16 protein-coding genes and 4 tRNA genes are annotated in these 17,696 nt (G+C 49.9%); 6 read left to right on the forward strand and 14 right to left on the reverse strand.

What is annotated here, in order from left to right; genetic code table 11:
* Positions 1–13: 13 nt before the first annotated feature.
* The 5 genes from GY634_RS05910 to GY634_RS05930 all read right to left on the reverse strand — a co-directional run bounded on the left by GY634_RS05910 (position 14) and on the right by GY634_RS05930 (position 4,323).
* The gene (locus GY634_RS05910) at positions 14–688 is read right to left on the reverse strand and encodes a response regulator (protein ID WP_166407628.1); all 675 of its coding nucleotides are present in this window, start codon (positions 686–688) and stop codon (positions 14–16) included.
* A gap of 112 nt (positions 689–800) precedes the next feature.
* Positions 801–1,280, reverse strand: a complete 480-nt coding sequence (locus GY634_RS05915) for an ExbD/TolR family protein (RefSeq protein WP_166407629.1) — start codon at positions 1,278–1,280, stop codon at positions 801–803.
* A gap of 2 nt (positions 1,281–1,282) precedes the next feature.
* Positions 1,283–2,299: a MotA/TolQ/ExbB proton channel family protein gene (locus tag GY634_RS05920; RefSeq protein WP_207625528.1), complete on the reverse strand. Its 1,017-nt coding sequence runs from the start codon at positions 2,297–2,299 to the stop codon at positions 1,283–1,285.
* 12 nt (positions 2,300–2,311) lie between these two features.
* A complete protein-coding gene (locus tag GY634_RS05925) occupies positions 2,312–3,115 on the reverse strand; it encodes an energy transducer TonB (RefSeq protein WP_166407630.1) in 804 nt (267 codons plus the stop codon).
* 146 nt (positions 3,116–3,261) lie between these two features.
* Entirely contained in the window at positions 3,262–4,323 is a 1,062-nt protein-coding gene (locus GY634_RS05930; protein ID WP_166407631.1) for a sulfate/molybdate ABC transporter ATP-binding protein, read from the reverse strand.
* 271 nt (positions 4,324–4,594) lie between these two features.
* On the opposite strand from GY634_RS05930, the gene GY634_RS05935 reads away from it, so the two are divergent.
* Positions 4,595–5,368, forward strand: a complete 774-nt coding sequence (locus GY634_RS05935; protein WP_166407632.1) for a MipA/OmpV family protein — start codon at positions 4,595–4,597, stop codon at positions 5,366–5,368.
* Between the two features lie 223 nt (positions 5,369–5,591).
* Here the strand turns inward: GY634_RS05935 and GY634_RS05940 are convergent.
* From GY634_RS05940 to GY634_RS05975, 8 genes are all read right to left on the reverse strand, one after another.
* Positions 5,592–5,667: transfer RNA gene (locus tag GY634_RS05940), tRNA-Val, on the reverse strand.
* Positions 5,668–5,965: 298 nt separating this feature from the next.
* Positions 5,966–6,041, reverse strand: a tRNA-Val gene (locus GY634_RS05945).
* Between the two features lie 81 nt (positions 6,042–6,122).
* Positions 6,123–6,395, reverse strand: coding sequence for an HU family DNA-binding protein (locus tag GY634_RS05950; RefSeq protein WP_166407633.1), 273 nt, complete (start codon positions 6,393–6,395; stop codon positions 6,123–6,125).
* Positions 6,396–6,698: 303 nt separating this feature from the next.
* The gene (locus GY634_RS05955; RefSeq protein WP_166407634.1) at positions 6,699–7,928 is read right to left on the reverse strand and encodes a cystathionine gamma-synthase family protein; all 1,230 of its coding nucleotides are present in this window, start codon (positions 7,926–7,928) and stop codon (positions 6,699–6,701) included.
* 132 nt (positions 7,929–8,060) lie between these two features.
* Complete coding sequence (gene rlmB, locus GY634_RS05960) at positions 8,061–8,810, reverse strand: 23S rRNA (guanosine(2251)-2'-O)-methyltransferase RlmB (protein ID WP_166407635.1); 750 nt, start codon at positions 8,808–8,810, stop codon at positions 8,061–8,063.
* Positions 8,811–8,824: 14 nt separating this feature from the next.
* Positions 8,825–11,245, reverse strand: coding sequence for a ribonuclease R (rnr, locus tag GY634_RS05965; RefSeq protein ID WP_166407838.1), 2,421 nt, complete (start codon positions 11,243–11,245; stop codon positions 8,825–8,827).
* 259 nt (positions 11,246–11,504) lie between these two features.
* Positions 11,505–11,589, reverse strand: a tRNA-Leu gene (locus tag GY634_RS05970).
* Positions 11,590–11,666: 77 nt separating this feature from the next.
* Positions 11,667–11,751: transfer RNA gene (locus GY634_RS05975), tRNA-Leu, on the reverse strand.
* Between the two features lie 109 nt (positions 11,752–11,860).
* On the opposite strand from GY634_RS05975, the gene GY634_RS05980 reads away from it, so the two are divergent.
* Complete coding sequence (locus GY634_RS05980; protein ID WP_166407636.1) at positions 11,861–12,658, forward strand: BUD32 family EKC/KEOPS complex subunit; 798 nt, start codon at positions 11,861–11,863, stop codon at positions 12,656–12,658.
* Between the two features lie 53 nt (positions 12,659–12,711).
* The gene (locus tag GY634_RS05985) at positions 12,712–13,734 is read left to right on the forward strand and encodes a PTS sugar transporter subunit IIC (protein ID WP_166407637.1); all 1,023 of its coding nucleotides are present in this window, start codon (positions 12,712–12,714) and stop codon (positions 13,732–13,734) included.
* A 27-nt stretch (positions 13,735–13,761) separates the two neighbouring features.
* Here the strand turns inward: GY634_RS05985 and GY634_RS05990 are convergent, their stop codons facing one another.
* Positions 13,762–14,577 carry a siderophore-interacting protein gene (locus GY634_RS05990; RefSeq protein WP_166407638.1) on the reverse strand — a complete coding sequence of 272 codons (816 nt, stop codon included), beginning with the start codon at positions 14,575–14,577 and terminating at the stop codon, positions 13,762–13,764.
* A gap of 108 nt (positions 14,578–14,685) precedes the next feature.
* On the opposite strand from GY634_RS05990, the gene dtd reads away from it, so the two are divergent.
* The 3 genes from dtd to GY634_RS06005 all read left to right on the forward strand — a co-directional run bounded on the left by dtd (position 14,686) and on the right by GY634_RS06005 (position 17,660).
* Positions 14,686–15,126 carry a D-aminoacyl-tRNA deacylase gene (gene dtd / locus GY634_RS05995; protein ID WP_166407639.1) on the forward strand — a complete coding sequence of 147 codons (441 nt, stop codon included), beginning with the start codon at positions 14,686–14,688 and terminating at the stop codon, positions 15,124–15,126.
* A gap of 12 nt (positions 15,127–15,138) precedes the next feature.
* Positions 15,139–15,546, forward strand: coding sequence for an HIT domain-containing protein (locus GY634_RS06000; protein ID WP_166407640.1), 408 nt, complete (start codon positions 15,139–15,141; stop codon positions 15,544–15,546).
* Positions 15,547–15,929: 383 nt separating this feature from the next.
* On the forward strand, positions 15,930–17,660 hold the full coding sequence (locus tag GY634_RS06005) for an FMN-binding glutamate synthase family protein (RefSeq protein WP_166407641.1): 1,731 nt from the start codon (positions 15,930–15,932) through the stop codon (positions 17,658–17,660).
* The last annotated feature ends 36 nt before the right edge of the window (positions 17,661–17,696 follow it).

Genomic DNA, 17,696 nt, shown 5'->3' on the forward strand with positions numbered 1-17,696 from the left:
ACCCTTCGCTTTTCTACGCGTCACTGGACAGCTCTAGCGAATACCCAAAACCGCGCACCGTTTGAATTTGCAAAGGCAAACCCTCTAAACGCTTACGCAACCTGTACACATACACCTCTACGGCGTTTTCACTGAAGTCAGCATCATTGGCAGACAGCGACGCCACAATCTGCTGCTTAGTCACTACCTTACCTACTCTGGCCATCAGCATTTCTAATACAGAAAGCTCACGTACCGACAAGGCCAAGCGCTGGTTATGCACGCGCAGTTCGCGGCTCACCATATCAAATAGCAGAGGCCCTACCTCTAGCACAGACTGCGCTTGCCCTACACTGCGTCGTGCGAACGCACGTATACGCGCGGCAAGCTCAGCCAGTTCAAACGGTTTCACTACATAATCATCAGCACCGGCATCTAAACCCGCTACCCTATCTTCCAACTCATCTCGCGCCGTCAGAATAAGCACAGGCACCGTCATCGCTTTTTGACGTATGTTTCGCAGCCAATCCAAGCCACTGATATCAGGCAAGTTTAAATCCAGAATCACCAACTCGTATTCAGCCGCCGACAAGGCGCTAAAGCCTCCCGCTCCATCAGCCTGTAAATCAACGGCATAGCCTTGACTCATTAAGTACTCCTGCAATGCAGGCCCTAAACTGACATCATCTTCTATAAGTAATAGACGCATACGCGGATTTCACCGTGACTGGTAGGTGCTAAAAAAGAAAAACCCCGCTGAGGCGTAAGCTTCAACGGGGTGAATGCTGCCGCTGCTCTGCGGCTTAACAGCATAACGGATTTTACGGCGCAGCGGTATTACCTACTGGCTTATCCGTGGCCGTAGCAGGAGCCGTTGCAGCTTGCTCTGCACCAGGGCGCGTCACAAAACCTAAGCGCACCATACCAGCCGCTTTAGCTTTGCTCATTACCTGCGCCAAAATTTCATAACGTGTTTCTTGGTCTGCACGAATACGAATTTCTGGCTGTGGTTTTTCCTGAGCATAAATAGCCAAGGTTTGAGTCAGGTCTTCCAAAGCAACCGGGTCATTGTTCAAGAACAACGCACCATCAAGAGTCACCGCCAAATCTAAGGACTTAGCATCTTTCTCTATAGGCTGAGCGGTAGCCTGAGGCAATTGCACTTTGATGCTATGCGTGAGCAACGGTGCGGTAATCAGAAAAATCACCAGCAGCACCAGCATCACGTCAATCAGCGGCACCATGTTAATTTCGGCGGCTGTCTGTGATGAGGAACGGCTATCAAAGCTTCCAAAAGACATGATTATTCACCCCCTGCAGGTACAGGTGCTACTGATGCCCCTACGCCTACAGGTTCATCAACGCGAGGCGCTGTACCTATAGCACCGCGACCGTTTGAATCAGGACCTTGCTGCCCCGTAGTCAAGAAGGTAAACAAATCATGGGCAAACGCATCTAGTTTGGCCAAGTACACACGGTTTGTACGTACAAAGGCGTTGTAGGCCAATACCGCAGGAATCGCTACAGCCAGACCCAAACCCGTCATGATTAGCGCTTCACCCACTGGGCCAGCGATTTTGTTCAAGGCGACTTCTTCTGACAAACCAATATTGATCAACGCATGGTATACACCCCACACCGTACCGAACAGACCCACAAACGGTGCAGTAGAACCCACGGATGCCAACAGCGTTAAGCCATTTTCTAGGCGTGCTGTTTCTTCATCAATGACTTTACGCATAATACGCATCACAAATGAATCCGTAGAGCCTTTTTCTTCCAGCTTCAGGGCACCGTAACGCGCATGGTGGTTACGGGAATGAATAGCGTGACTCGCCAAGTGCGCAAAAGGTTCATTTGCACCATGTGTAGCGATTTCATTTTCCACTTGCTCTAACGAACTAGCGGCCCAAAACTCGCGCAGAAAGTTGTTAGAACGACGTTTTAAACGGTAAGACACAAAGGCTTTGGCAAAAATCAGATACCAGCTCGCCAACGACATCACCAGCAAAATCACAAATAGGCTTTTACCTACCATGTCACTTTGCGCGATGAAGTGCAGCATACCGGTAGAAGCAGCTTCTTGTGTCATCACAGGAACGTTGGCAGCACCAGCCAACGCTGGGGCAATCATTTCTGTGGTTTGGGACAACTCTACCGCTGCACCAACTAGCGGTTGTGCAGCCTGTGCTGCAGCATCTACTGCAGGTTGGGCTACATTCTGTGTCTGTATTGCCGCATCAACAAGGGGTTGAGCATCTGCTGTCGCTGCGCTCACCTGCGCCAGTCCTAGCAGAGCAGCCTCAAGAAGCTCCTGCATCATATTTACGTCCTATAAAACAAAGTCAAATGGGATATCGGCCATAGCACGATATGCCACGCCATTTTCGGTATAAGGTTTGAATTGCGCACGACGTACCGCACTAATCGCGGCATCATCTAATCGGCTATGCCCTGATGAAGTACGCACACTCACATCAATCACCGACCCTTCGGTGGAAATCAGTACGCGTACAATCACACGCCCCTGTTCACGTCTGCGTTCTGACGCTCGTGGGTATACAGGCTGAGGCGGTGGGCCTAAGTAATTCACTTGGCTAATTACTCTAGGTCTATTCGGGTCTACAGTTTGCGCTGCTTGCTGACCGCCTGACTGCGTCGTTGCCGGTGTTTCTGTGGCCACATTACGTGTTGCAGGCGCTGCTGGCTGCTCCACTGGCTCCGGTCTAGGCGTAGGCTCAGGACGTGGCTGCGGTTTTGGTTTAGGCTTTGGTTTGGGTTTAGGCTGAACAACTGGCTCAGGAATCACAGGGTCTTCAACCACGGGTTCAGGCTCAGGTTCCGGCTCTACTTCTTCCGGCTCGTGTTCAGGTTCTTCTTCCACAATTTCTTCGGGTTCTGGCGGCTGTTCTATTTCCGCTTGTGCCAATTGCGGTTCACCTGGATCAGGATCCGGAAACTCTAAGAGGTCCACCCCAACAATTTGCTCCATGGCTGGCTCACCAACCATTTTGGGCTCATCACTCATGAACACGGTGGCCAAAACACCTGCATGTAAACCCAGAGCTATAGCGAGCGCTGTGCCTTTAAGGATCCAGCGGGAGCTACCGGTATAGGAGGTGTGAAGCTGCTGCATAATCAATTCAGGAAATGTTAGCCCACTAGGTTGGGAACATGCTTAAAAGCAAAACGCCATAATAACAGTAATGCTAACTATTCTCAATAACAGAATAAAGAAAAGCGAGAACAGTCCTTCACCTATTCTCGCTTTTGAACTACTGCTTACGCTGGAAAAACTTTAAATTTCCGTGGCCTAGCAACAGCCTGCATACCTTCTTTTAACGCCAAACCCGCCCACGTCAGTTGATCGAACTCTACTTCCCACGACTGATCTTGATGTGGCAATTTCAATTCAGCACGCACCATTCCACCTAAAGGAATGACTCTATCTATATGTACTGACACACCCGGTGCCGATGTAGTGTTAAGCAGCTCAATATCATGTGGGCGCACAAAACCCACCACATTGCCTTCTTTTTGAGCAGGATCTAATGCCACAGAAAACTGACCTAAATCAGGATCCGCTTTAAAGGTCCCCGATTGCAACACTCCCGGTAGTCTATTGGCTGCACCCAAAAACTCATACACAAAGGGCGAGGCAGGATGCTCATACACATCTTGCGGGTTACCTTGCTGCTCCACATGGCCTTTATTTAGCACCACAATACGGTCAGCCACTTCAATGGCTTCCTCTTGGTCGTGTGTGACAAATAAGGTACTGATGTGTAACTCGTCATGTAACCGACGTAACCAGCTACGCAATTCTTTGCGTACTTTAGCGTCCAATGCACCAAAAGGCTCATCCAACAGCAGCACTTTAGGCTCAACCGCCAACGCGCGCGCCAAGGCAATACGCTGACGCTGACCGCCCGACAACGCTGCTGGATAGCGATCGCCCAGCCAGTCCAGTTGCACTAACTCTAACAGCGCTTTTACACGGCGTTTAATCTCGGCCTCATCCAAACGTTCTTTACGTGGCTTTACCCGCAGACCAAAGGCTACGTTATCAAACACTGTCATGTGTCTAAACAACGCATAATGCTGGAACACAAAGCCCACTTGGCGCTCGCGTGTACCTACTGATGCCATATCTTGACCGTTAATCACCACCTGACCTGCGTCAGCGTGTTCTAGGCCAGCCACAATGCGCAATAGCGTGGTTTTACCGCAGCCAGATGGGCCCAACAATGCAACGAGTTCGCCATCTGGAAAATCCAACGAGACATCGTGCAACGCGGTAAATGAACCAAACTGTTTACGTAAATTCCGTACTTCTATACTCATGAGTACATCTCGGTGAGCGTGATCAAAAGCCAAGTCTATCAAGGCCTTTCATATTCAAGAACGAATAAATTAATTTTTACTTATTACTTTTAGGTATTTAAAAACCATAAAAAACACAGCAAGTAAAAGAAAAAACTCTTAACAACACAAAACGAACAGCGCGTCGCTTTGCAGCATAAAACACGGTAATATAAGAACGCTACGATACAGAGTGTGGCAGCCTAGATGCTTTGCCCTCTGCCTATCATCACTTACCAAATTCTTATTTATCATGTCTGTCTATTCATTTGCGCGCAAAACACTGCTGTGCTCCACCGCAGCACTAACACTAGGTCTTGTATCCACTGGGCTATACGCTAAAAACACCATTGGTGTCGGTGTAGGTTTTATTCCCAAGTACGAAGGCGCAGAAGATTACCGCGCACTCCCCTCTCCTATCATTGACTACAAAAACGGGAACTTCTTCATTTCCCCACGCGCAGGTTTACCTAGCGCAGGCTGGCAAACTGCCATTACCAATGACTGGACTGCCGGCGTGTTTCTAGGCATGGGCTTGGGACGTCGCGCAAGCATGTCCTCCCATTTGACAGGTACTGATCGCATTAAATTCCACGGCAACGCTGGTGTGTTCACAGAATGGCGTCCTGGCGACTGGGCTTTGGGCGCAGCCTACTACCAAGCTTTGCATAACGGTTACGGTGGTGTAGCCGAGTTCCGTGGCTCCTACCAAGTATGGTCAGCAGCGGGCACCACATTTCGTGTGGGTGCAAACACCGAATGGGCGAGTGGCGACTCCATGAAAACCTTCTTTGGCGTGAAGCAGCATGAAGCCAATGCTAGCGGTGGCCGTTTAACACGCTACAACCCCTCTTCTGGTTTTAAATCAGCCTCCATTTTTGGTACATGGAACCAAGAACTGAGCCAAAACTGGAATCTGGTTGGTGTACTAGGCTTTAAACGTTTGTTAGGTGATGCTGCAGATAGCCCCATCGTAGAAGACAAATCTAGCGTGTTTGGCAGCGTAGGCGTAACCTACTCGTTCTAAGCGGCAACCTAGTCGCTTTGCTATGCAAAGCGGCCTGTAGAATTTGCCCTACTTAAAAGAGCCTCTGAATGAGGCTCTTTTTACGTATACCCATCTGAAGACAGCACGCTTATCGCGCACTCCTACGAACTACGCCATGAATTATTAATAGGCACAGAAAACAAAAAAGCCCTGACGCTTTCACGTTAGGGCTTTACTGTGTTTGGTTAGTCGTCAAATCAAATGGTGGGTGCTGAGGGGATCGAACCCCCGACCTACGCCTTGTAAGGGCGCCGCTCTACCAGCTGAGCTAAGCACCCATTTGGTTTGCTTCGTACTGAACCAAGAACATAACTATAGTATAGATTTGTAATCCCTGTCAAGCGAAAAACACAATTATCTTAAAAAATCTTTTAAGCACTAAAAATGTAGCTCTCTTGAGAGTTTTGCATTGCACTCGCCTAGCCACCACCCACTTTTACAGTCGATGCGGCTAGCGCACTCCCCCTCATTTAGGGTAGCCAAACAGCTATACAAAAACCCGCTCTACAGAAACAAGAAAGCCCTGACGCTTTCACGTTAGGGCTTCACTTTGCTTGGTTTTCACATCAAATCAAATGGTGGGTGCTGAGGGGATCGAACCCCCGACCTACGCCTTGTAAGGGCGCCGCTCTACCAGCTGAGCTAAGCACCCATTTGGTTTGTTGTGTTCCGAACCAGAAACAGAAGTATAGGATCGATTTACAAACCTTGCAAGTACTTTTTGAAAGATTTTTTAATTTACTGCATCTTTCAGTGCTTTGCCTGGACGGAACTTAGGCACAATAGCTTTTTCGATCTCGATTGTTTCGCCTGTACGTGGGTTACGGCCTGTGCGAGCAGCACGCTCGGACACAGCAAAAGTACCGAAACCAACCAGCGTTACGGTGTCCTTTTCTTTTAATGTGGTGGTAACCGCATCGATGAACGCATCCAATGCGCGTCCAGCATCTGCTTTGGACAGGTCAGCCTTGTTAGAAATGAAGTCGATAAGCTCGGTTTTGTTCATTTAAGGAATACCCCTGATGTTTGTAATTGCCGCCCACAAAATTCGGAACAGCTTAAGCTAAAAAATAGCCACGCCTTTCAAGTGCACATAGCGCCCTAAAAACTTGAGCGCTGTACCTGACGGTTCATGATGTGTCTCGTAGCGAGCTAAGCCGTATTAAGCCTTTGAATCAGTACCCTGTCAAGCAATTAATGCTCTGTAACCCGCATATTTACTGATGTTTTCATATTTCTCATATTCATGGAACGATTTTTAAGGTCAACCCTTAACTCTAGTCCGAAAATATGCTAAAAGCCCCAACCGCTATGCTAGAGCCTGCGAAAAATCACCTTCTAGGTCGGCGTAATCCTCAATACCAACCGAAATTCGCAATAAATTATCGGCAATTCCCATCAAAGCACGCTGCTCTGCTCCCATCTCGTAATAAATAGTATGGGCCACTGGAAGGGTCAAACTACGGGTATCGCCTAGGTGTGTAGCCAGCGCCAGCACGCGCAAGCGATTCAAGAAATCGAAGACATCGATATCCGCAGCCAGCTCTACCGCCAACAACGCCCCAAATTGCCCATTAAACAGCTGCTGGGCACGTGCATGCTGCGGATGCGAGCTAAGCCCTGGGTACTTCACTGCCGTTACTCGTGGGTGCTGTGAAAGGAAGTGTGCCAGTCGGTTGGCGTTATCACAGGCCTTCTGCATACGCAAAGGCAGCGTTTCCGCCCCGACTGAAATACGATGCGCCGCATCAGAGGACAAAGTTGCCCCCATGTCACGCAACCCTTTCTTCTTGATTTGAGTTAAGCCCCACGACTGCGGATTACCTTGTCTATAAACGTCGGCAATGTTGGGATAGTCAGTCCAGTCAAACAAGCCGGTATCCGTTACCATGCCACCCAATGCCTGCCCATGGCCCGCTATATACTTGGACAGCGAGTTCATGACCAGACCAGCCCCCACACTGCGCCCTGTTAACAAGCACGGTGTAGAGAGCGTGTTATCCAGCACATACAGCAAGCCCTCTTGTGCGCACCACTCTCCTATGCCTTGCAAGTCAGCAATTTGCGTACCGGGGTTAGCAATCGTTTCGGTAAACACCATGCGAGTATTCGCTTTGCGTGCTGCCTTTACCTGCTCTACGTCAGTTGCATCCACTAAGGTGACTTCCACACCAAAGCCTTGCAATGTCAAAAACAAGCTATTGGTATTGCCAAAGATATACTTACTGGAAATCAGGTGGTCGCCTGCTTTAAGCAGGGTTAAGAAAATAGCACTCAACGCAGCCATGCCCGAAGCAAAGCTGACACTGGCTGTGCCCTTTTCCATTTTGGTGACTTGTTTTTCTAACGCCGCTGTAGTGGGCGTGCCTTGACGAGCGTAACTAAACCCCGCCTTTCCTTGAAACACCGCCGCCAGCTCTCGCGCATCAGAAAAAGCATATTCGGTAGAGGGGTGCAGTGGTTGGTGTACTGCACCGCACTCACTACCTTGGCGGCGATCGGAATGAATTACTTCTGTGGTAAACCCATTTGCAGACATATATGTACTCAGCCAATATATGTAGGCACACTCTATGCCTACACATGAACGTCATCAAACTATTTATTATGACGGCTTATCTGCATAGGGAAAGTTAGTTACTTATACATTATGGCTATATATTATAGCCGGTTACACACTCACCTGACGCTGACGCACCGTCTCGTACAAGCATACCGCACTGGCCACACTCACGTTTAAGCTCTCTACCGAACCTAACATAGGGATAGAAACCAGTTCATCACAGGTCTCACGCACTAGACGACGCATACCCTCGCCCTCGGCTCCCATCACCCACGCCATGGCCGAACGCGCATCCACCGCATGCAAACTATGCGTAGCTTCGTCGTCAGTACCTACTAACCAAATATCACGGTCTTTTAGTTCGCGCATCGTGCGAGCCAAGTTCGTCACCGTCAGATACGGCACGGTTTCTGCTGCCCCACACGCTACACGACGCACCGTTGCGTTCAGGCCTACCGCACGATCACGAGGCGCAATCACGGCATGGCAACCTGCCGCATCTGCCGTACGCAAACATGCGCCTAAATTATGCGGATCAGTTACGCCATCCAACAGCAACAAGAATGGCTTTTCTTTACGATCCTCTACTTGATCTAACAACTCGTCTAAATCTAAAGCCAGTGCTACTTCCTTAGCCAACGCCACCACACCCTGATGGCGCACACCTTGGCTAATACCATCTAGGCGTTTCTTGTCCACGAACATCACACGCAACCCACGCGCTTGAGCTTGGTCTACAAAAGCCTGCATCCGCTTATCGCGTCTACCCTCTTCTACGTAGAGTTCTTGAATAGACTCAAGCGCATGACGCATGCGCGATTGTATGGCATGAAAACCCGCCAATACCTGCAATGACATACTGTTCCTTCTTACTAGCGTTTAACCCGCTTTTTGGCTGCGCGGGCTTTAATGTTTTTATCGCGTGCGGCCGCTTTAGCTGCTTTACGCGCTGTAGCACGCCGCTCACTGGACGTACCTTTTAAGGCTTTGGGTTTAGCTGGAGCTGCTTTTTTCTGGGGCTTGCCGCGTGCGTTTTCGTTAGAGGGCGACATTAAGGCCTCGTAGCCCGTGCCTTTCACCAACCTAAAATCAATACGTCGCGCTTCTAGGTCTACCCTCGCCACCTGCACTTGCACTGCATCGGTAAGCTTGTAGCGTATGCCTGTGCGTTCGCCGCGTAAGTCGTGGCTAGCCTCGTTAAAGACAAAGTAATCTGCCCCCAACTCGGAGATATGCACCAAGCCCTCTACGTACAACGCATCCAGCGTAATAAACAAACCGAAGTTTGCCACACCCGTAATTTTCCCGCTGAACTCTTCGCCTATATGCTCTTTAACGAAGTAGCATTTCAGCCATGCCTGCACATCGTACGAGGCCTCATCAGCACGTCGCTCACGCGCCGACAACATTACGCCCAAGCGTTCCCACTTAGCCTGTTGACGCTTGCTGGCACTAAGCGATGCATCGCCCGCCTCGTCAGGCAAGTCTGGCTCGTAGGGCTTGCCTTGCAAAATGCTTTTGATGACACGGTGCGTCAACAAATCAGGGTAGCGTCGGATAGGCGAGGTGAAATGGGTGTACGACTTATAAGCCAAACCAAAGTGACCCAAGCGCTCTGGGCTGTATACAGCCTGCTGCATAGAACGCAGACACATGGTCTGAATAATTTCAAAGTCGCTACGACCACGCACACTTTGTATGAGCTTGGCGTAATCTTCTGTACCCGGCTCATCACCACCTTCCAAGTACAAACCTAGCGTACGTAAGAAATCGCGCAGTTTTTGCAGCTTCTCGGGGGTAGGACCCTCGTGTATACGGTACAGGCCCTGCCTACGGCTACGGCTCATAAAGTCAGCCGCACACGTATTGGCGGCCAACATAAACTCTTCAATCAACTTATGGGCATCATTACGCACCATAGGCTCAATGCGCTCAATACGACCCAACGGATTGCAAACGATTTTGGTCTCTACGGTATCGAACTCAATAGCACCACGTGTTTTGCGCTGCTCAGCCAGCTTGCGATACAACTCATAAGCTGTATGCAACTGAGGCACAATAGCTGCCATGTCTTGTGCGGCAGGACCATCAGGCTGCTGCAACGCCCCCCAGACGCCGGTGTATGTCGTACGCGCATGCGAATGAATAACCGCCTCATAAAACTGATAAGCAGTCACCGTCCCCGCCGTAGCACCGTCCGCTGGAATAATCATGTCGCACACCAGCACTAAGCGGTCTACGCCAGGATTCAGCGAACAAATACCGTTGGATAACGATTCAGGCAACATAGGAATAACGCGCCGCGGGAAGTACACACTGGTACCACGCTCTAAAGCATCGCCATCCAAGCCATCGCCGGGGCGTACATAGTGGCTCACATCGGCAATCGCAACCAATAAACGCCAGCCCGCGCGGGGGCGCTTACCCAAACCTATATCGATGGACTCACAATACACCGCATCGTCAAAGTCACGAGCATCTTCGCCATCAATAGTAATAAACGGCAGATCGCGCAGATCCACTCTGCCTTTAAGGTCGTTAGGACGCACTTCGTCCGGCAGGCGCTTTGCTTGATGGCGTGCAGCATCACTAAACTCAAACGGCACATTGAATTTGCGTACCGCAATTTCAATTTCCATACCAGGATCATCCACCTCACCTAGCACCTCTACCACTTTCGCCATAGGCTGAGTGTGGCGCGCAGGTTGGCGGGTAATCTCGACCACAACCACTTGCCCGGGTTTCGCATTCGCCAATTCGTTAGGCGCTACGTAAATATCATGCTTAATGCGCTGATCTTCTGGCACCACGGTGTAATTACCGTGCTCCATCACCAAGCGACCCACTAACCTATTCGTGTGACGCTCCAGTACCTCGACAATGACGGCCTCGGGCTTGCCGCGATATTCGCCATCCGCACGCACCAATACACGGTCGCCATGCAGCACCCGCAGCATTTCACGTTGCGACAAGTAAAGATCCGGGCCGCCGTCGTCTCGAATAAGGAAACCAAAACCATCTCGGTGTCCCTGTACTACGCCCTCTATAAACTGTGAGCGCGTATTCAGAGAAATATGACCTGAATCATCAATCATAATCTGCTCATCACGTTGCATAGCAGCCAAACGACGCTCTGCACCTACAGGTAAAGGAAAACTCATGCCCAGTTTTTTTGCCAACGCCGTGACAGAAATACCTTTGGGACATGTTCGCAAGAACTGCAAGAAATCTTCCCGACTGGGAATATGAGGATCGAAATCAGGAGGTGGCGCGTAAGCACCCTGCTCTGACACAGACTCAGGGGCTTTGCCCCGGTGAGGAGTTTTTTGATTTTTTTTCAGCAAAAGGCTTCCCGTTCAAATTAAGCACTGGAAGGCGGATGCAGCGTATGACTCACCCAGCTTCCTCGCGATGAAGTCGCTCATCAAAGTGATAGCATACAATGGTTATCCAGCCTAGTCGGTGAAATTTGCATGGCAATCACACCCGCTAACAGGAAGTTCAATGCAAAAAAGCCGACTGTTATTTAAACAATCGGCTTTTTTTGGAATTTGGTGCCCAGAAGAGGACTCGAACCTCCACACCTTGCGGCACATGGACCTGAACCATGCGCGTCTACCAATTCCGCCACCTGGGCATTTTTACTACACTACCTCTTTGAAATAAAGCAAATGAAATAACGTTGTTATGCGGCCAAAAGATTGCTCTTTTGATTGGTGCCCAGGAGAGGACTCGAACCTCCACACCTCGCGGCACATGGACCTGAACCATGCGCGTCTACCAATTCCGCCACCTGGGCAAATCTTTGCTTTACCAAAGAAGAAAAGATTATAGCGACACTCTTTATGCAAAGCAAGAACTATCCCTCTATGCATTCACAAATTTGTCATACGAATTAAAATGAACAAATGCTTACAGAAAACCATCCTCTTGCTAAAGCGTTAATCGCTCAAATTGCACCCTTACAGCAACAGAATCCCGTTAGACCTAAGTTGCTGCATTACGAGGGTGTGGATTATGTGGTCAAGTTTGCTCGCAAAGAGGCAGGGCGCACATGGCGAGAAATTTGCAGTGCCCTATTTGGTTCGCTGCTATTTAAAATATGGATTAACCCCAAGCACCTACGACTTGGGGGCATTTCGTATGAAGCCCAACGGCTTATCGAGCTTAAGCAGCACAATATCGCTGTACCCGACGTGCTACTACTCACACCGGATTACTTGGTCATGACTCACACGGGTCAATCGGTACAGAGTCGTCTAAACCAAGAACCCAAAAACCCCACCCTGCTGCACAGCATTGTTGAGTCACTCGTAGAACTGCATACCCGCGGCCAATGGCACGGCGGCGCTCAGGTACGTAACCTGACAATTCAAGAACAAAAAATCTATCGCATTGATTTCGAGGAAAACACTGGCAATGCCATGCCGTTGCACATAGCCCAAGCCTATGATGTCTTGCTGTGCTTTAACTCACTACTGCACTACTTACACGACGACCTCAAAACAGGCAGTGACCTGCTTAAGCACTACCTGCTCTCTGCGCCCAACCCTTTAGTTATTCATGCACTACAACAGGTGAATCGTCACCTGCATCGACTGCAACGCCTACTACTGCCATTGATGTCACGCAAAATGCGTAACGGTAAAGACGTACGTCGTACTGTATTTTTCGCACAAATACTGCAACAAGCTCTATCTAACTAGGCCCTCCTTCCTATACACTTAGCAGATCTTATTTATACTCAAAGTGAGTTTATATGTCTGTAGCGGCTTTTCTACGTTCACGGAACATTGAGTTTTCCCTGCAACGATACGGTATCCAAACCCTCAATTACATGACTCTGGGGCTGTTTAGCTCGCTAGTTATTGGACTGATTTTAAAAACCGTGGGCAGTTGGATGGATCTGCCTTGGTTGATAGAAGTGGGAGCCATGGCTCAATCCGGTATGGGGGCCGCTATTGGTGTAGGGATTGCCTATGGCTTACAAGCTCCGCCCATGGTGCTGTTTGCTAGCGCCATCGTGGGTACCTTAGCTGTCAAAGTAGGCGGCGGCCCTGTGGGCTGCTTTGTGGCGGTAGCCATCAGCACCGAGCTCAGCAAACTGGTACACAAAAGCACGCCTATAGATATTATTGCCACCCCAGCCAGCGCGTTGATTAGTGGCGCCCTCATCGCATCATGGGTAGCACCTTGGCTGGGCGATATGATGCGCACCACTGGTGAAACCATAGAGTGGGCCATTACTCTGCAACCCTTCTTCATGAGCATTATTATTGCGGTAGTGATGGGCATTATTCTGACCAGCCCCATGTCTAGCGCCGCACTCGCTATCTCATTACAGTTAGGGGGGCTTGCCGGCGGTGCTGCCACTATTGGCTGCTGCGCTCAAATGGTAGGCTTTGCCGCCATGAGCTACAAAGAAAATGGTACTTCGGGGCTATTAGGCATAGGTTTAGGCACCAGCATGCTGCAACTACCTAATATAGTACGCAACCCCTTTATTCTGATTCCACCTGTATTGGCCTCGGCCATTCTGGCTCCCATCGGCGCCTTAGTCTTTGACATGCGCAACATCCCCACCGGATCGGGGATGGGCACCAGCGGCTTGGTAGGCCAAGTGGGAACCTTAGAAGCGATGGGATACAGCAGCTCAGTATGGATGTCCATTGCCCTACTGCACTTCATTTTGCCAGCCGCGTTGTGCTTGCTATTTGCTTGGTTTGGCAGACGCCTAGGGTGGATTAAGGCAGGTGACTTAACCTTGCATACCGACAAATAAGCCCCCCCCCTTATACTGGCGTCAGCGTTATGCTTCGCGGCGCCAGTAGCTAGACACTTTCACTCTAGCGTTATCCAATGAAAAGCGCTGCATCAGCACTTCACGTACAGGCGTTACTTGCGCATACTCTACAGCCCCCCATGCAAAACCTTCGCCTTGCGCAGGCACGGTTAACGCTTGCAAGGTTTGCAGCATTTTTTGCGTAGCCGCATCGGCATCTGCCTCTACCACCCAGCGCACATCTATAGCGGCATCACTTGCCAGCGGCAATGCGGCATCTGCATGATTAAGCTGCACCACGACAGTAACCTGCGTTCCGGCCTTAAGCTCACGCAACCGGCGACTGATCGCAGGCAATGCTGTTTCATCGCCCACTAGAACCTGCCAGTCAAATACGGTGGGAATCAACATTGAGCCGCGCGGGCCAGCCATAACAAGGCGATCGCCCACTTTAGCGTGCTCGGCCCACGTAGAGGCCACCCCTGTACCATGCAACACAAAATCAATCACCATTTCGCGGCTTTGATTGTCGTAAGACAAAGGCGTGTAATCGCGCATAACCGGTTTGACTTGCCCCTCTTCAAACACCAAACCACGCTCACCTACGAGTGGCACCGTAAACTCTTGACCCGCCTGCTCTGAAAACAAGAGTTTGACGTGATCATCAAAGCCAGGAGAGTGGAAATCTTGCAGATCATCGCCCTGCAACGTGATGCGTGCCATGTGAGGCGTAGGCCTAGCAATAGCCTTAACCCATGCGCTACGTACTTTAATGGGATGGATCTGTTTTTCGATGTGATACGATGATTCTTGCACAGTAATCTTCCTTACAAATCGCAGCATGCACAATCTGCTTGCCGCTATCTCTTTCTAGTCCTTGATCGTGATTACAAATAGTAAACTATTCTCATTCTCGATTCAAACCCATTCCCGTTTTATGGAGCACACCGCATGCTAGCGCTGGTACAACGCGTAAAATCGGCCAGCGTCACCATAGCCAATACTGAAGTTGCCCGCATTCAAGCTGGCATGATGGTATTAGTATGTGCCGAACCCACCGACACTCCTGAAACCGCCGACCAACTGCTAAACAAATTGCTCAAACTGCGCATCTTTGATGATGACGAAGGCAAGATGAACCTGAGCCTACAACAAACACAAGGCGGTTTGTTATTAGTCAGTCAGTTCACCTTAGCTGCCGACACCAGCCGGGGCAATAGACCTAGTTTCATGCGTGCCGCACCACCAGAGCTTGGACGCTTTCTTTATACCTATTTAGTAGACAAAGCCAAAACCATGCACCACACCGTGGGTGCTGGCGTATTTGGCGCTGACATGCAGGTGACCTTAGTCAATAACGGCCCTGTCACCCTTCCCTTGCATATTCAATAGAGCAACTGAATCATGTTTACCCTACACCCCACACTGGCTGCCGACACACTGGAAATTGGAGACCTGCCCTTATGCAAGGTTCTACTTATGAACGACCAGCACTACCCGTGGGTGATTCTTGTTCCCAGACAAGCCGATATTCGTGAGATTTTTGACCTAAGCACTGCAGACCAACAGAAGCTATGGCAAGAAACCAATCTGGTTGCGCAACGCATGCACGACTACTATCAAGCTAACAAGATGAATGTAGCCACGCTAGGCAACATGGTGCCGCAATTACATATGCACGTGATTGCACGCCATCACCACGATCCAGCGTGGCCTAGCCCTGTTTGGGGTAAACAAGCCGCCTTACCCTACCCTCCTTCAAACCACGACAACATACTCAGTACCTTGCGTAATCTTTTGCTGAAATCCTGATTTTTTGCTGCAACGCAATAACGCATTCTGTAATTTTTTTTATATTTTCATAACTTTTTTTCTTGATTAGAGAAAAGAGCCACTTTATAAAAATTGTACGGAACCAGTGTCGTTTTAACGCTCTTCTCACAGCGTGACGGCTAGCTACAACCACAGAAGTTTGCTACGCCCAATCAAAACCCATAAAATTCATAGATAACAGATAGTTATATATACAGACCGCAACTTATTTACATGGCTTTTGTCTATGCTTTACGTTGTACCCGCATTGCCGAGGGTAGTCCCTCTGTATTCCGCTAATCATTCCTGTATATACTTTATTTTCTGTATCGTAGATTCACCAAAACCGCTGTAAATTTACTAGGAAGCTTGGAGCTTTTTTCATGCATCGCTTACTGACGCGCTACACCGCCCTTTACGTCGTATTCTTGGGCACCGTCGTGTTCACTATTTTGTCTATCACCAATACGGCATGGTGGCTTATTTTGGCCCTGCCTTTTATTGGTCTATCCATCCTAGGTCTGGTCGACCTAAAACAAACGCGTCATGCCATTCGCAGGAACTATCCTGTTATTGGTAACTTGCGCTTCCTATTCGAATTCATCCGTCCGGAAATACGCCAGTACTTTATTGAGGGTGATAACCAAGAGTCCCCCTTCTCGCGCGCCGAGCGCTCGTTGGTGTACCAACGCGCCAAGCAACAAGAAGATAAGCTCCCCTTTGGTACGCAACAAGAAATCTATGGCAGCGGCTACGAGTGGATCAACCACTCCATGCAGCCCTGTCAGATTCCGGACAGTAACTTCCGCACACTAGTGGGCGGGCCTGATTGCACCAAACCTTACTCCATGTCGGTATTTAATATCTCGGCCATGAGTTTTGGTGCCCTGTCTGCAAACGCCGTGATGGCACTAAACAAAGGCGCAGTGATTGGTAACTTTGCTCACGACACCGGTGAAGGCGGTATCAGCCGTTACCACACCATGTACGGTGGCGACTTGGTATGGAACATTGGTTCTGGCTACTTTGGCTGTAGGGACGACAAAGGCAACTTCTCGCCCGAGCGTTTTGCCGAACGCGCCCGCCAAGACAACGTCAAAATGATTGAGATCAAGCTGTCTCAGGGTGCTAAACCTGGCCAAGGTGGTATTTTGCCTGGCGCTAAAGTTACCCCCGAGATTGCTGCTGCACGTGAAGTACCGGTATGGCAAGACTGCTTGTCACCTGCTAAACACAGCGCTTTCTCTACTCCTATTGAACTACTAGAGTTTGTTGCTAAGCTGCGTGAACTGTCTGGCGGTAAACCAGTTGGCTTCAAACTGACCATTGGCCACCCATGGGAGTGGTTCGCCATTGCCAAGGCCATGCTGAAAACAGGCATCACCCCTGACTTCATCGTGGTTGACGGTGCCGAAGGTGGTACGGGTGCCGCACCGGTAGAGTTTATTGACCACGTGGGTACACCCCTACGCGAATCCCTGCGTTTGGTGCATAACACGCTAGTAGGTATTGGCCTGCGTGAGCGCATTCGCATTGGTGCATCCGGTAAGATCATTAGTGCATTTGATATGGCCCGTATCATGGCCTTGGGCGCAGACTGGTGTAACAGTGCTCGTGGTTTCATGTTTGCGATTGGCTGTATTCAAGCGCTTACGTGCCACACAGGTCGTTGCCCAGTAGGCGTGACTACCCAAGACCCACGCCGACAAGAAGCTCTGGTGGTATCTGACAAATCACGTCGTGCTGCTAACTACCACAACAATACACTTAAAGCCTTGGCCGATCTGCTTAAAGCCGCAGGCCTGCACCACCCTAACGAACTGCGCCCGCACCACATCGCTAAGCGTATCCCTAACGGTGAGATTCGTGTGTTGTCTGCCATGTTCCCTGATTTGGAAAAAGGCGAACTGTTAGAAGAGAAATACCGACAAACCATTTTCCGAGTGGGTTGGCCTATGGCACAAGCGGAATCCTTTGAGCCGCTGTACAGCCTAAGTGCTGCACTGTCTGGCCTAGGTCAAAAACACCGCCCTGCCAGCACACATGCCAACGCAGAAGGCCCCACAGTAAAGCCTAGAGACGTAGACAATAGCGCCGAAACTGAACAAGCCTAAGCACCCAAAAAGCCCCTTCACTAGCTCGAAGGGGCT

The sequence above is a fragment of the Paenalcaligenes suwonensis genome, assembly GCF_011290505.1.
Lineage (GTDB): Bacteria > Pseudomonadota > Gammaproteobacteria > Burkholderiales > Burkholderiaceae_B > Paenalcaligenes > Paenalcaligenes suwonensis.